This window comes from Pseudomonas sp. GW822-FHT05A08 (assembly GCF_058800485.1).
Genome location: NZ_CM179511.1, coordinates 4,500,739 through 4,522,158 on the forward strand (window position 1 = coordinate 4,500,739; position 21,420 = coordinate 4,522,158).

Genomic DNA, 21,420 nt, shown 5'->3' on the forward strand with positions numbered 1-21,420 from the left:
TGGACAGCGGCCAGGGGATCGAGGGCTTATTTTGCCGCCCGCACCTGGGCGATCAACTGGTCCGCCACCGCGAACAGGCCCTTGGCGCCGTCGTTGGTCATGCCGAAGCGGTACTTGCCGTCCACCACCAGCGAGGGCACGCCGGTGGCCTGGTAGGCCGCGGTGCGTTTTTTCGCGTCCATCACCTTGGCCTGCACGGCGAAGGAGTTGTAGGTGGCGAGGAACTTCGCCGGCTCGATGCCCTGGCCTTTGAGCAGCTCGGCCATGGCCTCTGGGGTTTTCAGGCGGTTGCCGCGGTGGATCGCCTCGAATACCGCGTGGTGCGCTTCGGGCTTGGCATCCATGGTCGCCAGGGTCAGGTACAGCTGGCCGTAGACATCCCAGATCCCGCCGAACATGGCCGGCAGCTTGACGAAGTTCACGTCTTCGGGAAGCTGGGCGGCCCAGGGGTTGATCGAAGCTTCGAGGTTGTAACAGTGGCCGCAGCCGTAGGAAAACAATTCCACCACTTCGATCTTGCCGGGCACGACCTGCGGCACGGCATCCTTGAGTTCCACGTACTGGCTGGCATCCACCGCCGCCATGGCGGTCTGCCCGGCCAGGCCAAAGAGGCAACTGGCTGCCAGGGCAATGTTCAGAATCGAGTGACGCATGCAATCTCCAATGGGTTGACGCCTCTGAGTCAGCACGGCTGCTCGTCAAGCGGGCCCCAAAGGATACAGGCGGTGTCCGCGGTGCCAATCGGACCAGTCCCAATCTTTTGTTGGTTTTTTGTCATCAACGCCCGGACAGCTCCGGCTGCTGCGCGAACCGGGCGGCCAGGGCGATGATTTCCTCGCGCAGCCAGCGATGCCCCGGCACCCGCTCCTGCTGGCGATGCCAGATCAGGCTGACCTGCACCGGCGGCGCCACCAAGGGCAGCTCGGCGATGCGGATCGGCATCAGCGCGCAGAAGTGCTCCGCCAGGCGCCGCGGCACCGTGCCCAGCAAATCCGACTGGGCGACGATCAAGGGAATGCTCAGGTAATGCGGGACGAACAGCTGCACATGGCGCTGGACCTTGGCCGAACCGAGGACGATCTCCAGCGGCGAGCCACGCCCGCCCCGGTCCGGAATCGCCACGTGCCGGCTCTGCTCATAGGCCTTGAGGCCGAGCTGCGGCTCGAAGGCCGGGTGGTCGATACGGCCGATCACCACCAGCTGTTCTTCCAGCAGCGGCTGGTAGCAGAGGTCGGGATCGTCGAAGTACAGATAGTCCACCGCCAGGTCGAGCATCCCGGTGGTCAGCCAGGCCGGCAGGGAGTCGGCGGCATCGCTGCGCACCGCCAGGCGCACCTTGGGCGCTGCGCTTTGCAAACGGCGTGACAGCGCCGGCAACAGGCGCGCCTGGGCGTAGTCGTTCATCGACAGGGTAAAGGTCTGGTCGGCCGCCGCCGGGTCGAACTCGCTACCCGGGTCCAGGCCTTCCTGCAGCAGGCGCAGGGCCTGGCGCACCGAACCGTGCAGCACATGGGCCCGCGGCGTGGGCTGCATGCCCCGGGCGGTGCGGATGAACAGCGGCTCGTCGAGCTGGCTGCGCAGGCGCGCCAGGGCGTTGCTCACGGCCGGCTGGCTGAGGTTCAGGCGCACCGCCGCGCGGGACAGGTTCTGCTCCTGCATCAGCGCGTCGAACACCAAGAGCAGGTTGAGATCCAGGTGCCGCAAATTCAGCTTCATGAATAATGCCCATTCCGAATATCCATTAGCTGGATAATTCGAGCAGGACTAATCTGCTGTCAACAAGAACAATAAAACCCACAGGAGAACGGCCTTGAGGCAAACCACCCTGGCATTTCGCGAGCGTTACCGCGCCGCGGTTCATCCGCGCTACAACCCGTGGCTGCACGGCGGTTTCGTGCTGGCCTATGGCATGGCGGGCATCGCCCTGCTGTGGAGCACCCTGCACCAGGTACAGCCCCTGGAGTGGCTGGCGGTGCCGGTGGCGCTGCTGTTCTTCAACCTGTGCATCTACGTCGTGCACCGTTGGCTGGGCCACCACAAGCAGGCCTTCGCGCGGATGTTCTACGCCCGCCACAGCGGCGATCACCACAGTTTCTTCGTGCCCGGACACATGACCTACGACGGCCCCCGGGACTGGCGGGTGATCCTGTTTCCGGCCTGGCTGATCGTGGTCCACAGCCTACTGTTCGCCCTGCCGCTGTGGTGGCTGCTGAAGTTCTGGAATGCCAATGTCGCGGCGCTGTTCGCCAGCTGCACCCTGATCGGTTACCTGGCCTACGAGGTGTTCCATGCCTGCGAACACCTGCCGGCCGAGCACCCGCTGGCACGGCTGCCGTGGATCCGCCAGATGCGCCGCCTGCATGAGCTGCATCACCGTCGCGAGCTGATGCAGGAGCGCAATTTCAACATCGTCCTGCCGCTGATGGATTACCTGTTCGGCACCCTGTACTGGGAGCCGGAACCCGCCACCTCCTCTCTATCGACAAGGTCCTCGTCCATGACCCGCATGCAGCATCAGATCGATATTCCGCGCAACCCGGTGGCCCTGCTCGACTACGCCTGCGCCTCCAGCCGCTGGCCGGAGTGGCACCCCTCGTCGCTGAAGGTCCAGGGTCCGGCCGGGGCCCTGCCCGCCGGCGCGCGCTTCGAGGAAGACATCCACGCCGGCGGGCGCAGCGGGCACCTGAGCTGGCGGGTCGACGAGTACCTGCCCGGGCATCGCTGGAGCGCCGCGGCCAAGGGCGATCATGGCCTGGAGTTGGTGGTGACCTACGAGTGCCAGGCGCTGGACGCCCACCGCACGCGCTTTATCCGCACCCTGGAATACCGCTTCGACGGCTTGCTGATGCGCCTGGGCAATCGCCTGCTATTCAGCAGGCGGATAGAACGGGAGTCCGCCGACTCCCTGCTAGCCTTGTGCGAGATGGCGCAACGGGCGATTCCCCGGGGCGCCGACGTCGCGCCGCAGAGCGCGACCTGAACCCATCACCCAGGAGCCGCCCTCAATGAAGCCCGCCGCACCCCGTCGGATCAAGTTTCGCCATCTGCTGTTGATCGTGGTCATCGCCATCGGCGCCTTTCTGCTGCTGATGCCGACCAAGGTCCAGCCATTGGCCTGGACCCCGTCGCCAGCACCTTCGCTGAAGAGCGGCCTGTACGCCGAGAACCAGAAGCTCAAGGGCGTGCAGACGGTGGGCGCGCTGAATATCGACGGGCCGGAAGCCCTGTTGCTGGAAGACGGCTCGCTGATCAGCGGCCTGCATGACGGGCGGGTGATCCGCACCGCCCTGGACGGCAGCACCCTGCAGGTACTGGCCAATACCGGCGGACGCCCCCTGGGCCTGGCCCGGCATCCGGATGGCCGGCTGATCATCGCCGACGCGGTCAAGGGCCTGCTGGCGCTGGACGCCAAGGGCCAGCTGAGCACCCTCACCACCTCCGCCAACGGCCTGCCCTTCGGCTTTACCGACGACGTGGCGGTGGACGCCGCCGGGCGTTATGCCTACTTCAGCGATGCCACCAGCCGCTGGGGCTACGGCCAGGATGGCGAGGCGGTGATCGAGCACGGCGGCGACGGGCGTCTGCTGCGCTATGACTTCCAGACCGGCCAGACCGAACAGTTGCTGGACGGCCTGGAGTTCGCCAACGGCGTGGCCCTCGGGCCCCAGGAAGCCTATGTGCTGGTCAACGAAACCGGCGCCTACCGGATCAGCCGCTACTGGCTCAGCGGCGCCAAGGCCGGCACCCACGACCTGTTCATCGACAACCTGCCGGGGCTGCCGGATAACCTCAGCTTCAACGGCCAGGGGCGTTTCTGGGTGGCGCTCTACGCCCCGCGCAATGTCCTGCTGGACGGCACCGCGCCCTACCCGCTGATGCGCAAGATGATCGTGCGGGCCATGACCGTGCTGCCCAAGCCGGTGGAAAAACGCGGCTTCGTCCTCGGCCTGGATACCCAGGGCCAGGTCATCGCCAACCTGCAGGACGCCAGCGCCGGCAACTACGCCCCCATCACCACGGTGCGCGAATACGGCGACGCGCTGTACTTCGGCTCGCTCAAGGCCACGCACATGGCGCGCCTGCCGCTGAGCGTCGCGCTGTCAAAGGCGCCTTGATGCGATAACGGCATGGGCACCGGCATGCTCGCCAGATTCTGATCTAAGCTGTCCCGCGCGGCGCCGTCACAGGCGCCCACCAAGGAAAGACAAACAATCGAATCCGATTGATTCCCATCACATTGAGAGTGGATCCCCCATGAAAATCAAAATCCTCCTGGCTTCCCTGCTGCTCACTTCATCCCTGTCGGCGCTGGCCGCGTGCCCGGTGTTCGGACCGTCCGAAGATCCCTGTGCAGGCCCGGTATTCGGCCCGAGCACCTGCGAGTGCCCTTGAGGCAGGCAGGCGCTGAAACAGGCGCGCCCGACTCGGGCGCGTCTCGCCAAGGGTGCGGGTCGATACAGGGGAGTAAACGGGCAAATAGCGGAAAGAGCAGCCAATGCTCTGGATTGCGTAGAACCTGGCGAGACGCCCGAAGCCTCGGGACATCTCGCTCAGGACAGGGTCGGGGTCAGAAGCGGGCGGTCAGCTTCTCGGAGATTTCGTCCTTGATCAGCAGCCGCTTTTCCTTGAGTCGTTTCAGCTCCTCGTCAGCGGCCGCCGCGGCCTCCGCTTTGAGCACCTGATCATCAATGCTGGAGTATTTGTCGAACAAGGCATTCAAGTGCGGGTCACTGGCCCGGCGCTGTTGAATGTCTTCTTTGCTGTAGCTCAGGTCCTGATACAGGTCGTGGGGCACCGGCATGAAACACCTCCGTTTGTTGATCGGTAGCAAGCGCACTTACAGGCACTCGCCAGTTACCAGAATGACCTCCACCACCGCAGTCTGTCGACCGTCAATCAGACCACAGCGCTAACCGTTCGTCGCCTGCAGCGACATTTCCCGCGCCCCACCGCCCGCCTCACAACCCGCCACGAGCGAAGCCCCGCGGAGGGTGCCGCGACTCACCCCAGCGCCTGGGCCAGAAACGGCGCAGTGCGGCTCTTGCGGTGCCTGGCCACCTGTTGTGGCGTCCCGCTGACCACTACTTTGCCGCCCTGGTCGCCAGCGCCCGGGCCGATATCGATCACCCAGTCGGCCTGGGCCACCACGCGCATTTCATGCTCGACCACCACCACGCTGTGGCCGGCCCGCACCAGGTTGTCCAGTTGCTCCAGCAGGCGATCGACATCCCGCGGATGCAGGCCGGTGGTCGGCTCGTCCAGCACATACAGAGTGGCGCCGCGGGGGTTGCGCTGCAGCTCGGTGGCCAGCTTGATCCGCTGCGCTTCGCCGCCGGACAGTTCGGTGGCCGGCTGGCCGAGGCGCAGGTAGTCCAGGCCGATATCGCGCAAGACTTCTAGGGAACGGCGGATGCTCGCCTGTCCGGCGAACACCTCGACCGCCTCCTGCACCGTCAGTTGCAGGACCTGGGCGATGTCCAGGCCTTGCCACTGGATGGCCAGGGTCTGCGGGTTGTAGCGCGCGCCGTGGCAGGTCGGACACGCCGCATAGACGCTGGGCATGAACAGCAGCTCGACGCTGACAAAACCTTCGCCTTCGCAGGCCGGGCAACGACCCTTGGCGACGTTGAAGGAGAACTGCCCGGCGTCGTAGCCCAGCGCTCGCGCCTCGGGGGTGGCGGCGAACAGCTTGCGCACGTGGTCGAACAGCCCGGTGTAGGTCGCCAGGTTCGAGCGCGGGGTACGGCCGATGGGTTTCTGGTCCACTTGCACCAGGCGCTTGATCCGCTCCAGCCCGGCGGTGACTTCGCCGCTGCTGGCCTGCGGGGCGTCGTCTTCCAGGTTCAGCTCCTCCGGCTCTTCGTTGCTCTGCGGCCGCCCGAGGTGCGCGCCCACCAGTTCCAGCAAGGCCTGGCTGACCAGGCTCGACTTGCCGGAACCGGAGACCCCGGTCACCGCGGTAAAACAGCCGAGGGGGAATTGCGCGCTCAGGTCCTTCAGGTTGTTGCGGCTGATGCCCTCCAGGCGCAGCCAGCCCTGGGCCTGGCGCGCGGTACGACGGGCCGGCGCCTGTTCGGCGAACAGGTAGGCGCGGGTCTGCGACTGCGCGACCTGGGCCAGCCCCGCCGGCGGACCGCTGTACAGCACCTGGCCGCCCTGCTCGCCCGCCGCCGGGCCGACGTCGATCAGCCAGTCGGCACGGCGCATGGTCTGCAGGTCGTGCTCGACCACGAACAGCGAATTGCCCGAAGCCTTGAGCTGCTGCAGGGCCTCGAACAACGCCTCGGCGTCCGCCGGGTGCAGGCCGGCCGAAGGCTCGTCGAGCACATAGATCACCCCGAACAGCTGCGAACCCAGCTGGGTCGCCAGGCGCAGACGCTGCAACTCGCCGGACGACAGGGTCGGCGTGCTGCGTTCCAGGGCCAGGTAACCCAGGCCCAGGCCAGTCAGGGTGCTGACCCGCTCCAGCAGATCCTGGGCGATGCGTTGCGCGGCCAGGCGTTTTTCCAGGGACAGGTTCGGCGTGTGCCGCACATCCGGCCCTCCGACATGCCCCGGCGCACCCTGGGCGATCCGTTGTTGGCGCGCGGCCTGGGTCTGTTCGTGGCTCCAGACCTCGCCGGCCTCCTCGGCCTGTTCCAGGTAAGCCTGGGCGGCCACCGGCTTGAGCACCTCGGCCAGTTGCAGCAGGGGCATCTGCGACAGCTCGCCGATGTCGAGGCCGGCGAAGGTCACCGACAGCGCCTCGCGCTTCAGGCGCTTGCCCTCGCACAGCGGGCACGGGCTGCCGAGCATGAACTGCGACACGCGCTTTTTCATCAGCGCGCTTTGCGAATGGGTGAAGGTGTGCAGCACATAGCGCCGGGCCCCGCTGAAGGTGCCCATGTAGCTCGGCTCCTGCTTGCGCTTGAGGGCCTCGCGGGTCTGCTCCGGGGTCAGCCCGGCGTACACCGGCACGGTCGGGGTTTCTTCGGTAAACAGGATCCAGTCGCGCTGTTCTTGCGGCAGGTCGCGCCAGGGAATATCGACGTCGTAGCCCAGGGTCACGAGATGTCGCGCTGGTTCTGCCCCTGCCAGGCCAGCGGCCAGGACGCCACCGCGCGCTGGCGGATGGTCAGCGAAGGGTCCGGGACCATGGACGCCTCGCTGACCTCGTAGACCCGGCCCAGGCCGTGACAGTTGGGGCAGGCCCCTTGCGGGGTGTTGGGGGAGAAGTCTTCGGCGTAGAGCATCGGCTGTCCCGGCGGGTAGCTGCCGGCCCGGGAATAGAGCATGCGGATCAGGCTGGACAAGGTGGTGACGCTGCCCACCGAAGAGCGGGTGCTCGGCGTGCCGCGCTGCTGTTGCAGAGCCACCGCCGGCGGCAGGCCTTCGATGGCGTCGACATCCGGCACCCCGACCTGATCGATCAGGCGCCGAGCGTAGGGCGCCACCGATTCGAAGTAGCGGCGCTGGGCCTCGGCATACAGGGTCGAGAACGCCAGGGACGATTTGCCGGAGCCGGAGACCCCGGTGAACACCACCAGCGCATCGCGGGGAATATCCACGTCGACGTTGCGCAGGTTGTGTTCGCGGGCGCCGCGCACCCTGACAAAACCCGAGCTGTTCGCGGGCAAGGAAGACAAAACCTGGGGCGAAGGCGTGTTGCGCGCTGAAGTCATGGGACAGCCTTGTATCGGAGGTGTCGGAACAGAGGTCAAGTCAGAAAGCCCCACGGCGCCAGCACCGGCGACCGGCAGCCACCCGACCGAGGTGCAGGGTGCATGGGCCCGGGGTTTTGAGCAACCGCGGATGTCGAACGTTTGGCGGACTTTTCCCCGCTTATGGCCTCACGCCTCCAGCACCGACCTGACCATGGCGGTCAGGGCATCCGGGCTGTAGGGCTTGCTCAACAGGTGGGTGTCCGGGCTGAGCTGGTGATTGCAGGAAATGATGTCGCGGGTATGCCCCGAGGTGAACAGCACCGCCACGGCCGGCGACTGGGTCTTGGCCCAGAGCGCAAGGTCAGTGCTTTTGATCAGGCCGGGCATTACCACATCGGTGAAGATCAGCTCGACCCGGGCGCCGCTCAGCAGCAGTTGCATGGCCGCATCGCCATTGGCCGCCACCAGCACCTTGTAGCCGGCGCTCTCCAGCAGCTCGACCGCCGCCGCGCGGACGTCCTCGTTGTCCTCCACCACCAGGATGGTTTCCTGGCCGTGGCCAGGCCGCTGCCCGCGCCGGGGCGCCTCTCCCGGTTCCGGTTCGGTGCTGCGCACGAAATACATGCGCACCGTGGTGCCCTGCCCCGGCGTGCTGAGCATCTCGATATGGCCGCCGCTCTGCTTGACGAAACCGAACACCATACTCAGTCCCAGCCCGGTGCCCTGGCCGTCGCGCTTGGTGGTGAAGAACGGCTCGAACGCCTGCTTGAGCACCTCGGGGGGCATGCCATCGCCGGTATCGGCCACCGACAGGCACAGGTAGTCACCGGGACTGATGCCCTTGCCGGCGCAGAAACCGCGGTCGAGCACCACATTTTCGCCGCGGATGCCGATGGTGCCCTCGCCCTTCATGGCGTCGCGGGCGTTGATCGCCAGGTTGAGCAAGGCATTTTCCAGCTGGCTGCGATCGACCTTGATGCACCAGGGCTTCGCCGGCAGTTGCACATCGATGTCGATGGTTTCGCCGAGGGCCCGTTGCAGCAGCTCACTCAGGCTGTCGGGGATCCGGCGGGGGTTGTAGACCTCGGGCGACAGCGGCTGGCGCCGGGCGAACGCGAGCAATTGCGCGGACAGCTTGGCGCCGCGCTCGACCGCGGTAATGGCCGCGCCGACCCGGCGCTGCACATTGGCATTGTCCGGCTCATGGCGCGCCAGCAGGTGCAGGTTGCCGGCGATCACTTGCAGCAGGTTGTTGAAGTCGTGGGCCACGCCACCGGTCATGCCGCCAATGGCTTCGAGCTTCTGCACCTGGCGCAGTTGCTCCTCGGCCGAGACCCGCGCGTTGACCTCCTCGGCCACCCGCTGCTCGAGGTTGCGCGTCAGTTGCAGCAGCGACTCTTCGGCCATCTTGCGTTCGTGGATATCGATCAGCACGCCGGGAAAGCGCAAGGCCTGTCCTGTGTCGTCGAACTCGCAACGGCCACAGCCCATGACCCACAGGTAACTGCCGTCCTCCCGGCGGATCCGGTATTCGGTGTTGTAGGGCACGCCCTTTTTCACGCTGTAGGCTGCCTGTTCCTTGATCCGCGGCAGATCCTCGGGGTGCACCCGGCCGTCGGCGACCGCCATCGACAGGTCGTCCAGCGGCTGCTCCAGCGGGTAGGAAAAGGTCCGGGCAAAACGCTCGTCGCCCGACAGCCGATCGGCCTTGATGTCCCAGACAAAGGAACCCAGCAGCGCCCCGGCATTGAGCGCCAGCTGCACCCGTTCGTTTTCCGCGCGGTAGGCGTTCTCGACTTCCTGGCGGCGCTGCTCGGACAGCACGTGGGCGGTGGTCTCGACCACGATCGCCATGACCCCGGCCGGGGCCTGGTCGTCGCCGGCCACCGGGCTGTAGTAGAGGTCCATCCAGACATGTTCCGGCTGGCCGTTGCGCAGCAGGACCAGCTCCTTGTTGCGGTACGACAGGGTCCCGCCCGCCAGGCAGGTGTCCAGCACATGGCGGTTGAAATCCGCCACTTCCGGCCAGCCCAGCTCCACCTGGCGGCCGAGCAGGTACGGATGCCGGCCGCCGGCGAATTCGGCGTAGGCATCGTTGTAGACCATGTAGCCCGAGCGGCCCCAGAGCATGACCAGCGGCACCGGCGAGGCCAGCAACAGTTGCACGGCGCTGCACAGGCTCGACGACCACTGCTCCAGCGCGCCCAGCTCGGTGACGGACCAGTCGAACGCCTGGATGCGCCCGGCCATCTCGCCTCTCCAGCCCTGGCAACCATGAGGATCGGATAAGAACGGCATCGCTTGACCCAGTGAACACGATTGAATGACGGCATTCCCGGCCGCGCCCCGAACGCCACGGACAGGTACTCAAGATTTGGAGCACAGGCCACGCGGATGGTTTCACCGCATTTTCGCGCTTGTCGGACAAATCGCCATGATGCCGGGCAAACAACCCCGGCCTGTAGCCGCTGCCACAGGCGGCGATCGGCCGCAACGGCCGTAAAAGTCTCAAGATCGCTGAAGGCCTTCAGCCTTGTCGCAGCCTGCGGCAGTGGCTACATCAGCGGAAATCCCGGCTGCGCACGGAGATACCGCTCAGCAGGTCGCTGAGGTCGCTCAGGCGCCCGGCGATCAGGTGGCGGACCTCGCCTTCGGTTTCCAGGGTGCCATCGACCTTGAGCAACTGCGCGCCCACCAGGACCTTGCGCTGGCGCTCGGCCAGGTCACGCCAGACCACCACGTTGACGTTGCCGAACTCGTCTTCCAGGGTGACGAAGGTCACGCCGCTGGCGGTGCCCGGTCGCTGGCGCCCGGTGACCAGCCCGGCGATGCTCACCGGGCGCCCGTGCTCGACCTCCAGCAGCTCGCGGGAACTGCGGCAGCGCCGGGCCTTGAGCTCGCCCCGCAACAAGGCCAGCGGATGCGGCCCCAGGGTAGTGCCGACGCTCAGGTAATCGGCCTGCAGGTCTTCGCCGACCGTCGGCCGCGGCAAGACCACCGGCGCTTCCTCCTGGCGCGGCAGGCCGGCGAACAGGCCGAGCTGTTGCTGCACCCCCGCCACTTCCCAGCGCGCCCGATACCGGTGCCCGACCAGCCCGCGCAGGGCGCCGGCATCGGCCAGCAGCTCCTGGGCGCGGCTGTCCAGGCGCGCCCGTTGCCCGAGGTCGGCGATGTCGACAAACGGGCCATGCCCACGCGCCGCCTCGATCCGCCGCGCGTCGTCTTCGCGAAAGCCCTTGATCATCCGCAGCCCCAGGCGCAACGCCGGCTGCGCGCCGGCCAGCGGCTCCAGGCTGCAATCCCAGGTGCTGGCGCGCACGTCCACCGGACGAATCGCCAACTGATGCCGGCGCGCGTCCTGGAGAATCTGGTCGGGGCTGTAGAAACCCATGGGCCAGCTGTTGATCAGGGCGCAGGCGAAGGCCGCCGGCTCGTGGCATTTGAGCCAGCAGCTGGCATAGGTCAGCAAGGCGAAACTGGCGGCGTGGGACTCGGGGAAACCGTAGCTGCCAAAGCCCTTGATCTGCTCGAAGATCTGCGCGGCGAACTCGTCGCTGTAGCCATTGGCGCGCATGCCGTCGCGCAGGCGCAGGCGATGGGGTTCCAGGCCGCCGTGGCGTTTCCAGGCGGCCATGGAACGGCGCAACTGGTCGGCCTCGCCGGGGGTGTAGTCGGCGGCGACGATGGCGATCTGCATCACCTGCTCCTGGAACAGCGGCACGCCCAGGGTCCGCTCCAGTACCACCTCCAGTGCCCTGGAGGGATAGGTCACCTCCTCCTTTTTGTCACGCCGGCGCAGGTACGGATGGACCATGCCGCCCTGGATCGGTCCCGGCCGGACGATGGCCACCTCGATCACCAGGTCGTAGAAATCCTTCGGCTTGAGCCGGGGCAGCATCGACATCTGCGCCCGCGACTCGATCTGGAACACGCCGATGGTGTCGGCGCGGCCGATCATCTCGTAGGTGGCCGGGTCATCCGGCGGAATGCTCGCCAGGGTCCACTGCTGGCCACGATAACCGCGCACCAGATCGAAACAGCGGCGAATCGCACTGAGCATGCCCAGCGCCAGCACGTCCACCTTGAGCAGCCCGACCGCGTCCAGGTCGTCCTTGTCCCACTGGATGATGGTGCGCTCGGCCATGGCCGCGTTTTCCACCGGCACCAGGGTGTCCAGCGGCTGCTCGGAAATCACGAAGCCACCGGGGTGCTGGGACAGGTGCCGGGGAAAGCCGATCAGTTGCCCGGTCAGGCTCAGGACCCGGCGCAGCACCGGGCTGTCCGGGTCGAAACCGGCCTCCCGCAGGCGCTCGACGGCCGGCGGCGTGTCGCTCCAGTGGCCGCAGCAATCGGCCAGGGCGTTGACCTGGTCCGGCGGCAGGCCCAGGGCCTTGGCCACATCGCGCACCGCGCCGGCGCCGTGGTAGGTGCTGACCACCGCGGTCAGCGCGGCGCGATGACGGCCGTAACGCTGGAACACGTACTGCAGGACTTCCTCGCGGCGATCGTGCTCGAAGTCCACGTCGATATCCGGCGGCTCGTTGCGCTCGCGGGAGAGAAAACGCTCGAACAGCAGGGTCGAGCGGTCCGGGTCGATCTCGGTGATGCCCAGGGCGAAACACACCACCGAGTTGGCCGCCGAGCCCCGGCCCTGGCAGAGGATCGACTGGCCGCGGGCAAAGTTGACGATGTCGTGCACCGTGAGGAAATAGCTCTCGTACCCCAGCTCGGTGATCAGTTCCAGCTCATCGTCGATCTGCTTGAGCACCTTGGGCTTGGCGCCCCCGGGCCAGCGCTTGACGATGCCGCGCTCGGTCAGCTCGCGCAGCCAGCTGGCCGGCGTCTGCCCTTGCGGCACCAGTTCCCGGGGGTATTGGTAGTGCAACTGCCCGAGGTCGAAATGGCAGCGCTCGGCAATCCTCAGCGACTCCTCCAGCAAGGCCGGCGGATACAGCCCGCGCAAGGCCTCGAGGCTGCGCAAATGCCGTTCGCCATTGGGGTGCAGGCGCTGGCCGGCCTCGGCCACCCGCACGTGATGGCGGATCGCGGTCATGGTGTCCTGCAAGGCCCGCCGCCCACGCACATGCATATGCACATCGCCGCAGGCCACGGCGGCAATGCCCAGCCCTCGGGCCAGCGCCAGCGACTCGCCCAGGCGCCGCTGATCGTCCTGGCCACAGTGCAGCTCCACGGCCAGCCACAACCGGTCGGCGAACACCTGCTGCAACCAGCGCCCCGCTTCTTGCTGCTCACCCTCTGGTTGACCGTCCGCCAGCCACAGGGCCAGCAGCCCCGGCAAGGGTTGTTCGAAGTCTTCGCGCAGCAGCTGGTACTGGCCCTTCTGCGCCCGGCGCCGGCCACGGGTGATCAGCCGACACAGGCCCTGGTAACCCTCCAGGCTCTCCACCAGCAACACCAGCCTCGGGCCGTCGTCGAGGCGCATTTCGCTGCCGACGATCAGCGGTAGATTGCAGTCCTTCGAGGCCTGCCAGGCCCGGACGATGCCGGCCAGGCTGCACTCGTCGGTAATCGCCAGGGCCTGGTAGCCCTGGGCCGCCGCCCGCTCGAACAGCTCGCGGGCACTGGAGGCACCGCGCTGGAAACTGAAGTTCGACAGGCAGTGCAGTTCGGCGTAGCCCTTCATGCGAACCAGCCCTGCAACAGCAAGGGCCCCGCCTCGCCCACCGGGCGATATGCCCAGCCCTGCTGGCCGCCGCGGGTTTCGATCAGGTAATAGTCGCGGCGCACGTCGCCGCCGTCCCACCAGCCGGACTCGATGCGCTCCGGCCCCATGAGGATGCGCGCCGCCCCCTCCGCCAGCACCAGCGGCTCGCGCAACAGCCAGCCCGGGCGCCGGGGCCCGGGCAGCAGCGGGCAGGCCTGGCTGTCGCCGACCGGCTGCCAGCTGCATTCGGGGCGGTGGTCCGAGTGGAAGCGCAAGCCATGCACCGCCTCGTCCCCCAGGCGGGCGCGCAGGCGCTCGCGCAGTTGCTCCCAGGGCAGGGATTGCTGCGGGCGCTCGTCGAACAGCTCGCGGTGCTGCGGCACGAAGCGCGGCAAATCCTCGGCCACCAGGCGCACGCCACGCACCGGCGCCGGCACCTGGATTTGCTCCAGGCGCCCGCGCGCCAGTTCGAACAGCATCCCCGGCTCGCGCTCGGCGCTGAGCAGGCCAACCTTGACCAGGGTGTCGGGCAGCTCGACATGCTCCAGGTGCAGCTCGAAGCGCTGCACCCCGCTGTCACGGCCACAGAGAAACGCCGCCAGATCGCAGGTCAGGCGGCGCAGGGGAAACAGCAGGGCCTGATGGGACAGCACGTCGAAATTCAATTCGATGCGCAGGTCAAAACGATCCGGCGGCTGATAGAACGCCAGCGCCAGGGAGCGCTCGCCCAAAAGAGTGTCCAGGTGCTTGAGCAGGCCCGTGTCGAAACGCCGGGCCAGGGTGTCCCGCGGCAGCCCACGCACCTGGGCGAAGGTGCGCAGGCCCATGCGCGACAAGGCGGTGGCCGTGCCCGGCGGCAGGCCGAGACGCTCCACGGGCATGCGCCCCAGGGCCTGGCGCAACGGTTCCAGGTTGGTCACCGCCAGCCCGTCGTAGGCATTGGCCAGCACCCGGGCCGCCGCCGGATTCGGCGCGCTGACGATGCGGTGGCGAAAACCCAGCTCGCCCAGCTCCTGGCGCAGGCGCGCCTCCAGCTGTGGCCAGGGGCCGAACAGGCCCAGGCTCGACTCGATCTCGAACACCAGGGTGCGCGGGTAATGCACGCTGACCTGGGAGCTGAAGCGGTAGGCCCAGGCCGCGAGAAACTGCTGCCAACGGGCGATTTCCTCGGCGTCGTATTCGGCGCTGGCGAAGTCCTTGCTCAGGGCCTGGGCGGCGGTCAACGACTGCCCGGGGCGCAACCCCAGCTCGCGGCCCGCGGCATTCACCGCCTGGATCACCCGGCGCTGCGGCGTCCCGCTGAGCAACGCCAGCGCGGCCTCCGGTTCGGGGCGCTGGCGCAGCGCCGCGTCCAGCGCCAATTGCGGGAACAGAATACAGACCCAGCGCATGGCAACCTCAGGGCCCCGGGGCGAAGGCGATCGGCGCCGAATGGGCCAGGCCGCCACGGCACTTGAGCACCCGCAGCTGCGCCGGCCGCGCCTCCACGGCAAGGCGCAGGGCCGCCGGCGAAGGGTTGATGGCGTCCTTGAGGGAGCGGTAGGCAAAGGCCAGGGTCTGGCCGGTCTCGGCCGCCACCTGCAAACGCCGCAAGGCGCGGTCGTCGGCCTGTTGCGGCCAGCACAGCACGGCCCCGCAACTGCCCGAACGCAGGCATTGCTCGGCGGCCCACAGGGCATCCCGCTCGCCGGCCTGGATCACCGCCAACTGGCGCAGGTCGACCCCGGCGCTCTGCCAGGCCTGGGGATACGGCACATGGGGCGGCGCCACCAGCACGATGCGTTCGCCGGCGGCCGAGAGCCGGGCCAGGGTCGGCCACAGCAGTTGCAGCTCGCCGACACCCTGGGCGGCGATGAGGATTTCCGTCAGCGCCGCTTCCGGCCAGCCGCCGCCGGGCAAGGCCGCATCCAGCATGGCGTGGCCGGTGGGTTGCGGGCTGGCCGCGGGCGCCGTCGGGCGGCCCTTCCACACCCGGCCGGCATTGAACAGCGTCTCCAGTGCCACGACAGCGCCCATCAGCCTTGCCTCACCAGGCCACAGAACACCCCTTCGATGGCCAGGTCGCGGTCCTCGCCGATCAGGATCGGCGCATAGGCCGGGTTGCGCGGCAGCAGGCGCACGCCATCGGCCAGGCGTTCGAAACGCTTGATGGTGACCTCGCCGTCCAGCCGCGCCACCACGATCTGGCCGTTGCGCACCTCGCTGTCGCGGCGCACCGCCACCAGGTCGCCGTCGAGGATGCCGTCCTCGATCATCGAGTCGCCCTGGACCCGCAGCAGGTAATCGGGGGTACGGGAAAACAGCGCCGGGTCGAGCAGCAAGCGGCTGTGCACCTCGGCATCGGCGCCGATCGGCAGGCCGGCGGCGACCCGGCCGAGCACCGGGATGTCGAGCAGTTCGGGGCGCGGCGGCTGGTTGAGCAGGCGGATGCCCCGGGCCTGGTTGGGGTTGACCTCGATGAAGCCGGCTTCGGTCAGGGCCACGACATGCTTGCGCGCCACGCTGCGCGAGGCGAAGCCGAAGGCCTCGCTGATTTCAGCGAGGCTCGGGGGCTGGCCATGTTCGGCGATGCGCTCGCGGATAAAGGTCAGGATGGCACTGCGGCGGGGAGATAAAGTGGTCATGGAGTACATTTGTACTCCACCCGGGTTTTCCTGACAAGAACCGCCAGTCAGCCCAGGCCACGGCTCGCCAGGAACGCGCTGATGTAATCGATGAACGCCAGCACCTTGGCCGTGGCCCGCCGGTGGCTGGGGTAGACCGCGAGGATGTGCGGCCCGAAGCAGTCGGGGTCGATGGCGTAGTCGGCCATCACCCGCACCAGGCGGCCGTCGGCCAGGTAAGGCGCGGCGCTCCACAACGGGGTGTGCAGCAGCCCGCGCCCGGCCAGGGCATTGGCCAGCAGCAGGTCGTAATTGTCGCTGCGCAAGCGTGGCGCCCGAGGTTGCAGCAGGCTCAGGCGCTGCCCGTCCCGTTCGACCCACCAGAACTCGCGGCTGAGCAAGGGATGGCGATAGAGCAGCCATTCGTGTTCATCCAGGGTCTGCGGCGTCACCGCCACACCCTTGCGCGCCAGGTACGCCGGGCTGGCGCACAGGGCCAGGCAATTGCTGCCGACCACCCGGGCGATCAGCCCCGGCAGGTCGTCATGGCCTTCGCGCAGGGCCAGGTCGTAGCCGCTTTCCAGCAGGTTGACGAACTCGTCGCACAGGTCCACCTGTAGGTCGATCTGCGGGTACTGCTCGAGGAAACCGCCACACACCTGGTCGAGAAAGGCCTGTCCATAGGCCAGCGGCGCGGTGATCTTCAGGTTGCCGCGCAGGCCATGCTGCAACTGCTCGATTTCCTCGCCGGCCTCCTCCAGCCGCTGCAGGACCTGGCGCGCGGTGTCCAGATAGAGCCGCCCCACTTCCGTCAGCAGGATCCGTCGGGTGCTGCGCTCGAACAAGCGCGCGCCCAGCTCGACCTCCAGGTGATTGACCGCCTTGGTCAGGGCCGAGGGGGTCTTGCCCAACTGCTCGGCGGCGCGGCTGAAACTGCCCAGCTGCGCGGTGACCACGAACATTTTCAGTGCACTCAACTTGTCCATGCTTTTTCCATTCAGGCAAAAACGTTTTTCGTCAGCGAGGCGTTCTGTCGGCTCTGGCAAGCCAATAAGCTGGCCATCAGACGCAATAACAAGGAAATACTCAATGAAAAGATTCATCCCGAATCTGCTGACGATTGCAGTGAGTTTTGCCTCAATGGAAGCCATGGCCGCCACCGATCTGGTGCTGTTCAACGGCCAGGTGTTCACCGCCGACCGCGCCCAACCCAAGGCCCAGGCCCTGGCGGTGGCCGACGGCAAGGTGCTGCAGGTGGGCAGCGACGCGCAGATCAAGGCCCTGATCGAAACCGGCACCCGGGTCATCGACCTGGGCGGCAAGACCCTGATGCCCGGCCTGATCGACAGCCATTCCCACGCGATCTTCGGCGGCCTGGAAATGACCTCGGCCAACATGCAGGACGAGGTGGTCGGCCTCGACGAGCTGGAGAAAAAGCTGCGTGCCTGGCGCGACGACGGCAAGGCCAGGCATGGCGATGTGCTCAGCATCGCCGGCATGAGCTCGGCCTACTGGGCCCAGGCCGAAGCCCTGGGCCAGCGCTTCAACGCCGGCGAATGGGCCAGGGTGCCGGTGGTGTTCACCGGCAGCGATCACCATACCGCCTGGGCCAACAATGCGATGCTCGAGCGCGCCGGCATCGACGCCGCCCTGCTCAAGAACCTGCCGCAGGCCGAGCGCGACACCATCGGCAAGCTCGCCGACGGCCGCCCCAACGGCTTCCTGGTGGACGCCGGCTGGGACCGGGTCGCGGCGAAAATGCCGGTGCCCAGCAGCGCCGCCCTGCTCAACGCGGCGCAATCGGCGGTGCGCTACAACAACAGCCTGGGCATCACCGCCTGGATGGACCCGGCAGCCAACGCGGCTCCCGGCGAGGCGGTATTCGCCCTCAAGCCCACCGCCCAGACCGTCGGTGTGCTGCCGGCCTACAAGGCCCTGGCCGAGAGCGGTGGCATGAGTGCCCACGTCGCCGCGCTGCTGGTGGCCAACCCGAAAAGCCTTCCTGCCGACCTCGACGCACTGGAGCAGGTGCGCCAGCAATTCCAGGGCATTGCCAACCTGACCCTGCCCGGGGTCAAGATCTTCGCCGACGGGGTGATCGAGTACCCGGCCCAGAGCGCGGCGATGATCGATCCCTACAGCAACTCGCACAAACAGGGCGAACTGCTGATCGATCCCGAGCATTTCGGCGAACTGGTCAGCGCCATCGACCAGCGCGGCTGGCGGGTGCACATCCATGCGATCGGCGACCGCGCGGTGCGTGAATCCCTCAACGGCATCGCCCAGGCGCGCAAGGACCGCCAGAGCGGCATCGCCCACTCCATCACCCACCTGCAGATGGTCAACCCGAAAGAGTTCGCCCGTTTCAAGCCGCTGGGGGTCATCGCCTCGATGCAACTGCTGTGGGCCTCGGCCGACGACTACACCCTGGACATGATCAAGCCCTACGTCAGCGCCCTGGCCTTCCGTTACCAGTACCCGGCGCACTCCCTGCTCAAGCAGGGCGCGACCCTCGCCGGGGCCAGCGACTGGCCGGTGTCCTCGCCCAACCCGTGGAACGCCATCGCCCAGGCCATCACCCGCAAGGGGCCGCTGGGGGTGCTCAACGCCGACGAGCGCCTGGACCGCGAAACCATGTTCTACGCCTACACCCTCAATGCCGCCCGCGCCATCGGCCTGGAGCGGCAGATCGGCTCGCTGAGCGCCGGCAAACAGGCCGATTTCATCGTGCTGGACCGCGACGTGTTCAAGGTCGACGAAAAGGCCCTGCACGAAACCCAGGTGCTGCAGACCTGGTTCGCCGGCCGCGAAGTCTACGCCCGGCCTCTCTAACCCGATCCGTCTGAAAACCAGCTGATCCACTGCCCGCCCCCATGTCCTTGCGCACATGGGGCCGGCGCAGCCTTGCCCGAAACCTGCCCATAACAATCACAACAATACGGGACGCCCACATGAAGACCCTCAGCCTGTTCGCCATCGGTGCCTTGAGCCTGTTGCCCCCGGGCAGCCAGGCCCTGCCCCTGACCGATGACGTTGCCGTGGAACTGGAACTGACCCTGGCCAGCGACTACCGCACCCGCGGCATTTCCCAGACCCAGAACGACCCCGCCGCGCAGGCCGCCGCGACCCTGCTGCACAGCAGCGGCCTGTACCTCGGTGCCTGGACCTCCAACGTCGATTTCGGCGGCGGCCTGAAGACCCGCCAGGAAGTCGACTACTACGCCGGCTGGCTGTGGCAGGCCAGCGACGCGGTCAGCCTCGACCTGGGCTACCTCAAGTACAGCTACCCCAGGGAAGGGCAATTCAACCAGAGCGAGGTCTACGGGATTTTCAGCGTCTACGGGTTCAGCCTGGCGGCCTATTACTCCAACGATGCGCCGGGCATCGACAGCCAGCAGAGCACCCTGTACCGCTACCTCGGCTACGAAACCGAGCTGCCCCTGGGCCTGGGCTTGAAGCTGCGTTACGGCGAGATGGACTTCAAGGACCCGCGGCTGATCTCGGCCTCGGGCCAGGGCGAGGATGCCTACCACGAATGGGAAGCCAGATTGACCCGTGAAGTGGCGGGCGTGGTGCTGGGTCTGAGCTATATCGATACCGACCTGTCGAAAAGCCAGTGCACCGGCAATTACGGGTTCAGCGACCTGTGTGGCGCGACCTGGGTCGCCAGTGCCAGGAAGACCTTCTGAATCCCGCGGGCGCTGGTCGGCGTGAGCCGATACGAAAAACAGCGCCCTTTCGACATTTTTTTTACCAATCCCTCTCTATAGTCGGCAGTGCAACTGCTGGTGCCTTCATCGCAGGTAGAGGAACGAACTGAAATGGTCTTGGGCAAAGGACTGCGATTCGCGTCAATCACATCGACCCGCCTGGTGCTGCTGTTTTCCCTGGCGCTGGTGCTGCTCTACAACTTCGCCACCTGGCACGCGCTGGGCAACCTGATCAGTCTGCAAGGCCTGCACAAGCTGGTGTTCTTCGCTTCCTTCGGGCTGTTCCTGTGGGCCGCCATCACCCTGCTGCTGACCCTGGTGTCCTTCCGCTGGACCCTCAAGCCAGCGCTGACCCTGGTGGCCCTGACCTCGGCCGCCGCCGCATATTTCATGAACCAGTACGGCATCACCATCGACACGGTGATGGTGCAGAACGTGTTCGAGACCAACCCGGACGAAGCCGCCGCGCTGTTCAATTTCAAGCTGCTGGGCTACCTGCTGGTGCTGGGCCTGCTGCCGGTAGCGCTGATCTGGCGCACCCCAGTGCGCTACCGGCCGTTCTTTCGCGGCCTGCTGAACAAGCTGCTGGTGATCGCCGGCTGTGTGCTGGTGATCGCGGTCTCGGTCGGCGCCTTCTATTCCACCTACGCGCCGATCTTTCGCGAAGAAGACAAGCTGACCCACTTCATCAACCCGACCAACTACATTTACGCCCTCGGCAAATACGCCAAGCAGAGCCTGGGGATCAAGCAACACCTGGTGATCCAGCCGATCGGCCAGGACGCGGCGATGAGCGCCCAGGCCAGCACCCGGGAGAAGAAGTCGCTGATGATCCTGGTGGTCGGCGAGACCGCCCGCGCCGACCATTTCTCCCTCAACGGCTATGCTCGCGACACCAACCCGGAGCTGGCCAGGCTGGACATCCTCAACTTCACCCAGGTGCACTCCTGCGGCACCTCGACCGCGGTCTCGGTGCCGTGCATGTTCTCGATGTTTCCCCGCGAGGACTACAGCGACAAGAAGGGCAAGACCTACGAAGGCCTGCTGGATGTGCTGCAACGGGCCGGCGTGCAGGTGCTGTGGCTGGACAACAACAGCGACTGCAAGGGCACCTGCCTGCGGGTGCCGAACCGCGACATTCCCAAGACCCAGCCGAGCCCCTTCTGCGACGGCAAGAACTGCCTGGACGAAGCCCTGCTGGTGGACCTGCAGCAGTACATCGACCGCCTCGGCGACAACGCGATCATCGTCCTGCACGCCGACGGCAGCCACGGTCCGGAGTACTACGAGCGCTACCCGAAGAGCCTGGAGCGCTTCACCCCGATCTGCCACACCAACCAGCTGGGCAGTTGCAGCAGCGAGGAACTGGTGAACGTCTACGACAACACCCTCCTCTACACCGACCACTTCCTGGCCCGGGTCATCGAGCTGCTCAAGCACAACCAGCAACGCTTCGACACCTCGATGCTGTACGTCTCCGACCATGGCGAGTCCCTCGGCGAAAACGGCCTGTACCTGCACGCCGCGCCCTACGCCCTGGCGCCGCAGGCGCAGACCCATGTGCCGATGCTGATGTGGTTCGGCCAGCAGGCCCTGAATGACCTGGGCATCCAGCGCGACTGCCTGCAAGGCAAGAGCGGCGAGCCGGACCTGAGCCACGACAACCTGTTCCACTCGGTGCTCGGGCTGTTCGAGGTCAAGACCAGCCTGTACCAGCCGCAGCTGGACATCTTCCATTCGTGCCGGCCGAACATGACCGCGGCGCACTAGCGCCGCTGGATAGCGCTTGGCTTCTGTAG

At 66.9% G+C, this 21,420-nt stretch carries 15 protein-coding genes and 1 pseudogene; 6 read left to right on the plus strand and 10 right to left on the minus strand.

The window, feature by feature from the left end; all coding sequences use genetic code 11:
* Nucleotides 1–26 precede the first annotated feature (26 nt).
* On the minus strand, nucleotides 27–653 hold the full coding sequence (locus AC3RCP_RS20120; protein WP_101338418.1) for a thiol:disulfide interchange protein DsbA/DsbL: 627 nt from the start codon (nucleotides 651–653) through the stop codon (nucleotides 27–29).
* Nucleotides 654–777: 124 nt separating this feature from the next.
* Nucleotides 778–1,716 (minus strand): LysR family transcriptional regulator BsrA, encoded by a 939-nt coding sequence (bsrA, locus tag AC3RCP_RS20125; RefSeq protein ID WP_007932353.1) that lies wholly within the window; start codon nucleotides 1,714–1,716, stop codon nucleotides 778–780.
* Between the two features lie 94 nt (nucleotides 1,717–1,810).
* On the opposite strand from bsrA, the gene AC3RCP_RS20130 reads away from it, so the two are divergent.
* The 3 genes from AC3RCP_RS20130 (at nucleotide 1,811) to AC3RCP_RS20140 (ending at nucleotide 4,392) form a co-directional block, all read left to right on the plus strand.
* A complete protein-coding gene (locus AC3RCP_RS20130; RefSeq protein WP_492570996.1) occupies nucleotides 1,811–2,980 on the plus strand; it encodes an SRPBCC family protein in 1,170 nt (389 codons plus the stop codon).
* Nucleotides 2,981–3,005: 25 nt separating this feature from the next.
* Nucleotides 3,006–4,115: an SMP-30/gluconolactonase/LRE family protein gene (locus tag AC3RCP_RS20135; RefSeq protein WP_492570995.1), complete on the plus strand. Its 1,110-nt coding sequence runs from the start codon at nucleotides 3,006–3,008 to the stop codon at nucleotides 4,113–4,115.
* Between the two features lie 139 nt (nucleotides 4,116–4,254).
* Entirely contained in the window at nucleotides 4,255–4,392 is a 138-nt protein-coding gene (locus AC3RCP_RS20140) for a PA0050 family protein (RefSeq protein ID WP_007932359.1), read from the plus strand.
* A gap of 175 nt (nucleotides 4,393–4,567) precedes the next feature.
* Here AC3RCP_RS20140 and AC3RCP_RS20145 read toward each other — a convergent pair whose 3' ends face one another.
* The 8 genes and pseudogenes from AC3RCP_RS20145 to AC3RCP_RS20180 form a co-directional block, all read right to left on the minus strand.
* A complete protein-coding gene (locus AC3RCP_RS20145; RefSeq protein WP_007932361.1) occupies nucleotides 4,568–4,801 on the minus strand; it encodes a DUF465 domain-containing protein in 234 nt (77 codons plus the stop codon).
* A gap of 200 nt (nucleotides 4,802–5,001) precedes the next feature.
* A pseudogene (locus AC3RCP_RS20150) lies at nucleotides 5,002–7,661 on the minus strand (excinuclease ABC subunit UvrA).
* A 168-nt stretch (nucleotides 7,662–7,829) separates the two neighbouring features.
* A complete protein-coding gene (locus AC3RCP_RS20155) occupies nucleotides 7,830–9,941 on the minus strand; it encodes a hybrid sensor histidine kinase/response regulator (RefSeq protein ID WP_101338423.1) in 2,112 nt (703 codons plus the stop codon).
* Nucleotides 9,942–10,203: 262 nt separating this feature from the next.
* Nucleotides 10,204–13,287 carry an error-prone DNA polymerase gene (locus AC3RCP_RS20160; RefSeq protein WP_492570994.1) on the minus strand — a complete coding sequence of 1,028 codons (3,084 nt, stop codon included), beginning with the start codon at nucleotides 13,285–13,287 and terminating at the stop codon, nucleotides 10,204–10,206.
* Entirely contained in the window at nucleotides 13,284–14,699 is a 1,416-nt protein-coding gene (locus AC3RCP_RS20165; RefSeq protein WP_492570993.1) for a Y-family DNA polymerase, read from the minus strand. Before AC3RCP_RS20165 ends, AC3RCP_RS20160 begins: the two co-directional genes overlap by 4 nt.
* Nucleotides 14,700–14,706: 7 nt before the next feature.
* Nucleotides 14,707–15,324, minus strand: coding sequence for a translesion DNA synthesis-associated protein ImuA (gene imuA / locus AC3RCP_RS20170; protein WP_007929354.1), 618 nt, complete (start codon nucleotides 15,322–15,324; stop codon nucleotides 14,707–14,709).
* A complete protein-coding gene (gene lexA, locus AC3RCP_RS20175; RefSeq protein ID WP_007929352.1) occupies nucleotides 15,324–15,941 on the minus strand; it encodes a transcriptional repressor LexA in 618 nt (205 codons plus the stop codon). Before lexA ends, imuA begins: the two co-directional genes overlap by 1 nt.
* A 38-nt stretch (nucleotides 15,942–15,979) precedes the next feature.
* Nucleotides 15,980–16,897 (minus strand): LysR family transcriptional regulator, encoded by a 918-nt coding sequence (locus tag AC3RCP_RS20180; protein ID WP_007929350.1) that lies wholly within the window; start codon nucleotides 16,895–16,897, stop codon nucleotides 15,980–15,982.
* A gap of 103 nt (nucleotides 16,898–17,000) precedes the next feature.
* On the opposite strand from AC3RCP_RS20180, the gene AC3RCP_RS20185 reads away from it, so the two are divergent.
* The 3 genes from AC3RCP_RS20185 to AC3RCP_RS20195 all read left to right on the plus strand — a co-directional run bounded on the left by AC3RCP_RS20185 (nucleotide 17,001) and on the right by AC3RCP_RS20195 (nucleotide 21,391).
* A complete protein-coding gene (locus AC3RCP_RS20185; RefSeq protein ID WP_492570992.1) occupies nucleotides 17,001–18,743 on the plus strand; it encodes an amidohydrolase in 1,743 nt (580 codons plus the stop codon).
* A 119-nt stretch (nucleotides 18,744–18,862) separates the two neighbouring features.
* On the plus strand, nucleotides 18,863–19,600 hold the full coding sequence (locus AC3RCP_RS20190; protein ID WP_101338428.1) for a TorF family putative porin: 738 nt from the start codon (nucleotides 18,863–18,865) through the stop codon (nucleotides 19,598–19,600).
* Between the two features lie 132 nt (nucleotides 19,601–19,732).
* On the plus strand, nucleotides 19,733–21,391 hold the full coding sequence (locus AC3RCP_RS20195; RefSeq protein ID WP_492570991.1) for a phosphoethanolamine transferase: 1,659 nt from the start codon (nucleotides 19,733–19,735) through the stop codon (nucleotides 21,389–21,391).
* The last annotated feature ends 29 nt before the right edge of the window (nucleotides 21,392–21,420 follow it).

What these genes read in the sequence shown, in the direction of transcription:
- AC3RCP_RS20120 (WP_101338418.1), bottom strand. Translation starts at nt 653, where the DNA reads ATGCGTCACTCGATTCTGAACATTGCCCTGGCAGCCAGTTGCCTCTTT.
- bsrA (WP_007932353.1), bottom strand. Translation starts at nt 1,716, where the DNA reads ATGAAGCTGAATTTGCGGCACCTGGATCTCAACCTGCTCTTGGTGTTC.
- AC3RCP_RS20135 (WP_492570995.1), top strand. Translation starts at nt 3,006, where the DNA reads ATGAAGCCCGCCGCACCCCGTCGGATCAAGTTTCGCCATCTGCTGTTG.
- AC3RCP_RS20140 (WP_007932359.1), top strand. Translation starts at nt 4,255, where the DNA reads ATGAAAATCAAAATCCTCCTGGCTTCCCTGCTGCTCACTTCATCCCTG.
- AC3RCP_RS20145 (WP_007932361.1), bottom strand. Translation starts at nt 4,801, where the DNA reads ATGCCGGTGCCCCACGACCTGTATCAGGACCTGAGCTACAGCAAAGAA.
- AC3RCP_RS20155 (WP_101338423.1), bottom strand. Translation starts at nt 9,941, where the DNA reads ATGCCGTTCTTATCCGATCCTCATGGTTGCCAGGGCTGGAGAGGCGAG.
- AC3RCP_RS20160 (WP_492570994.1), bottom strand. Translation starts at nt 13,287, where the DNA reads ATGAAGGGCTACGCCGAACTGCACTGCCTGTCGAACTTCAGTTTCCAG.
- AC3RCP_RS20165 (WP_492570993.1), bottom strand. Translation starts at nt 14,699, where the DNA reads ATGCGCTGGGTCTGTATTCTGTTCCCGCAATTGGCGCTGGACGCGGCG.
- imuA (WP_007929354.1), bottom strand. Translation starts at nt 15,324, where the DNA reads ATGGGCGCTGTCGTGGCACTGGAGACGCTGTTCAATGCCGGCCGGGTG.
- lexA (WP_007929352.1), bottom strand. Translation starts at nt 15,941, where the DNA reads ATGTACTCCATGACCACTTTATCTCCCCGCCGCAGTGCCATCCTGACC.
- AC3RCP_RS20180 (WP_007929350.1), bottom strand. Translation starts at nt 16,897, where the DNA reads ATGGACAAGTTGAGTGCACTGAAAATGTTCGTGGTCACCGCGCAGCTG.
- AC3RCP_RS20185 (WP_492570992.1), top strand. Translation starts at nt 17,001, where the DNA reads ATGAAAAGATTCATCCCGAATCTGCTGACGATTGCAGTGAGTTTTGCC.
- AC3RCP_RS20190 (WP_101338428.1), top strand. Translation starts at nt 18,863, where the DNA reads ATGAAGACCCTCAGCCTGTTCGCCATCGGTGCCTTGAGCCTGTTGCCC.
- AC3RCP_RS20195 (WP_492570991.1), top strand. Translation starts at nt 19,733, where the DNA reads ATGGTCTTGGGCAAAGGACTGCGATTCGCGTCAATCACATCGACCCGC.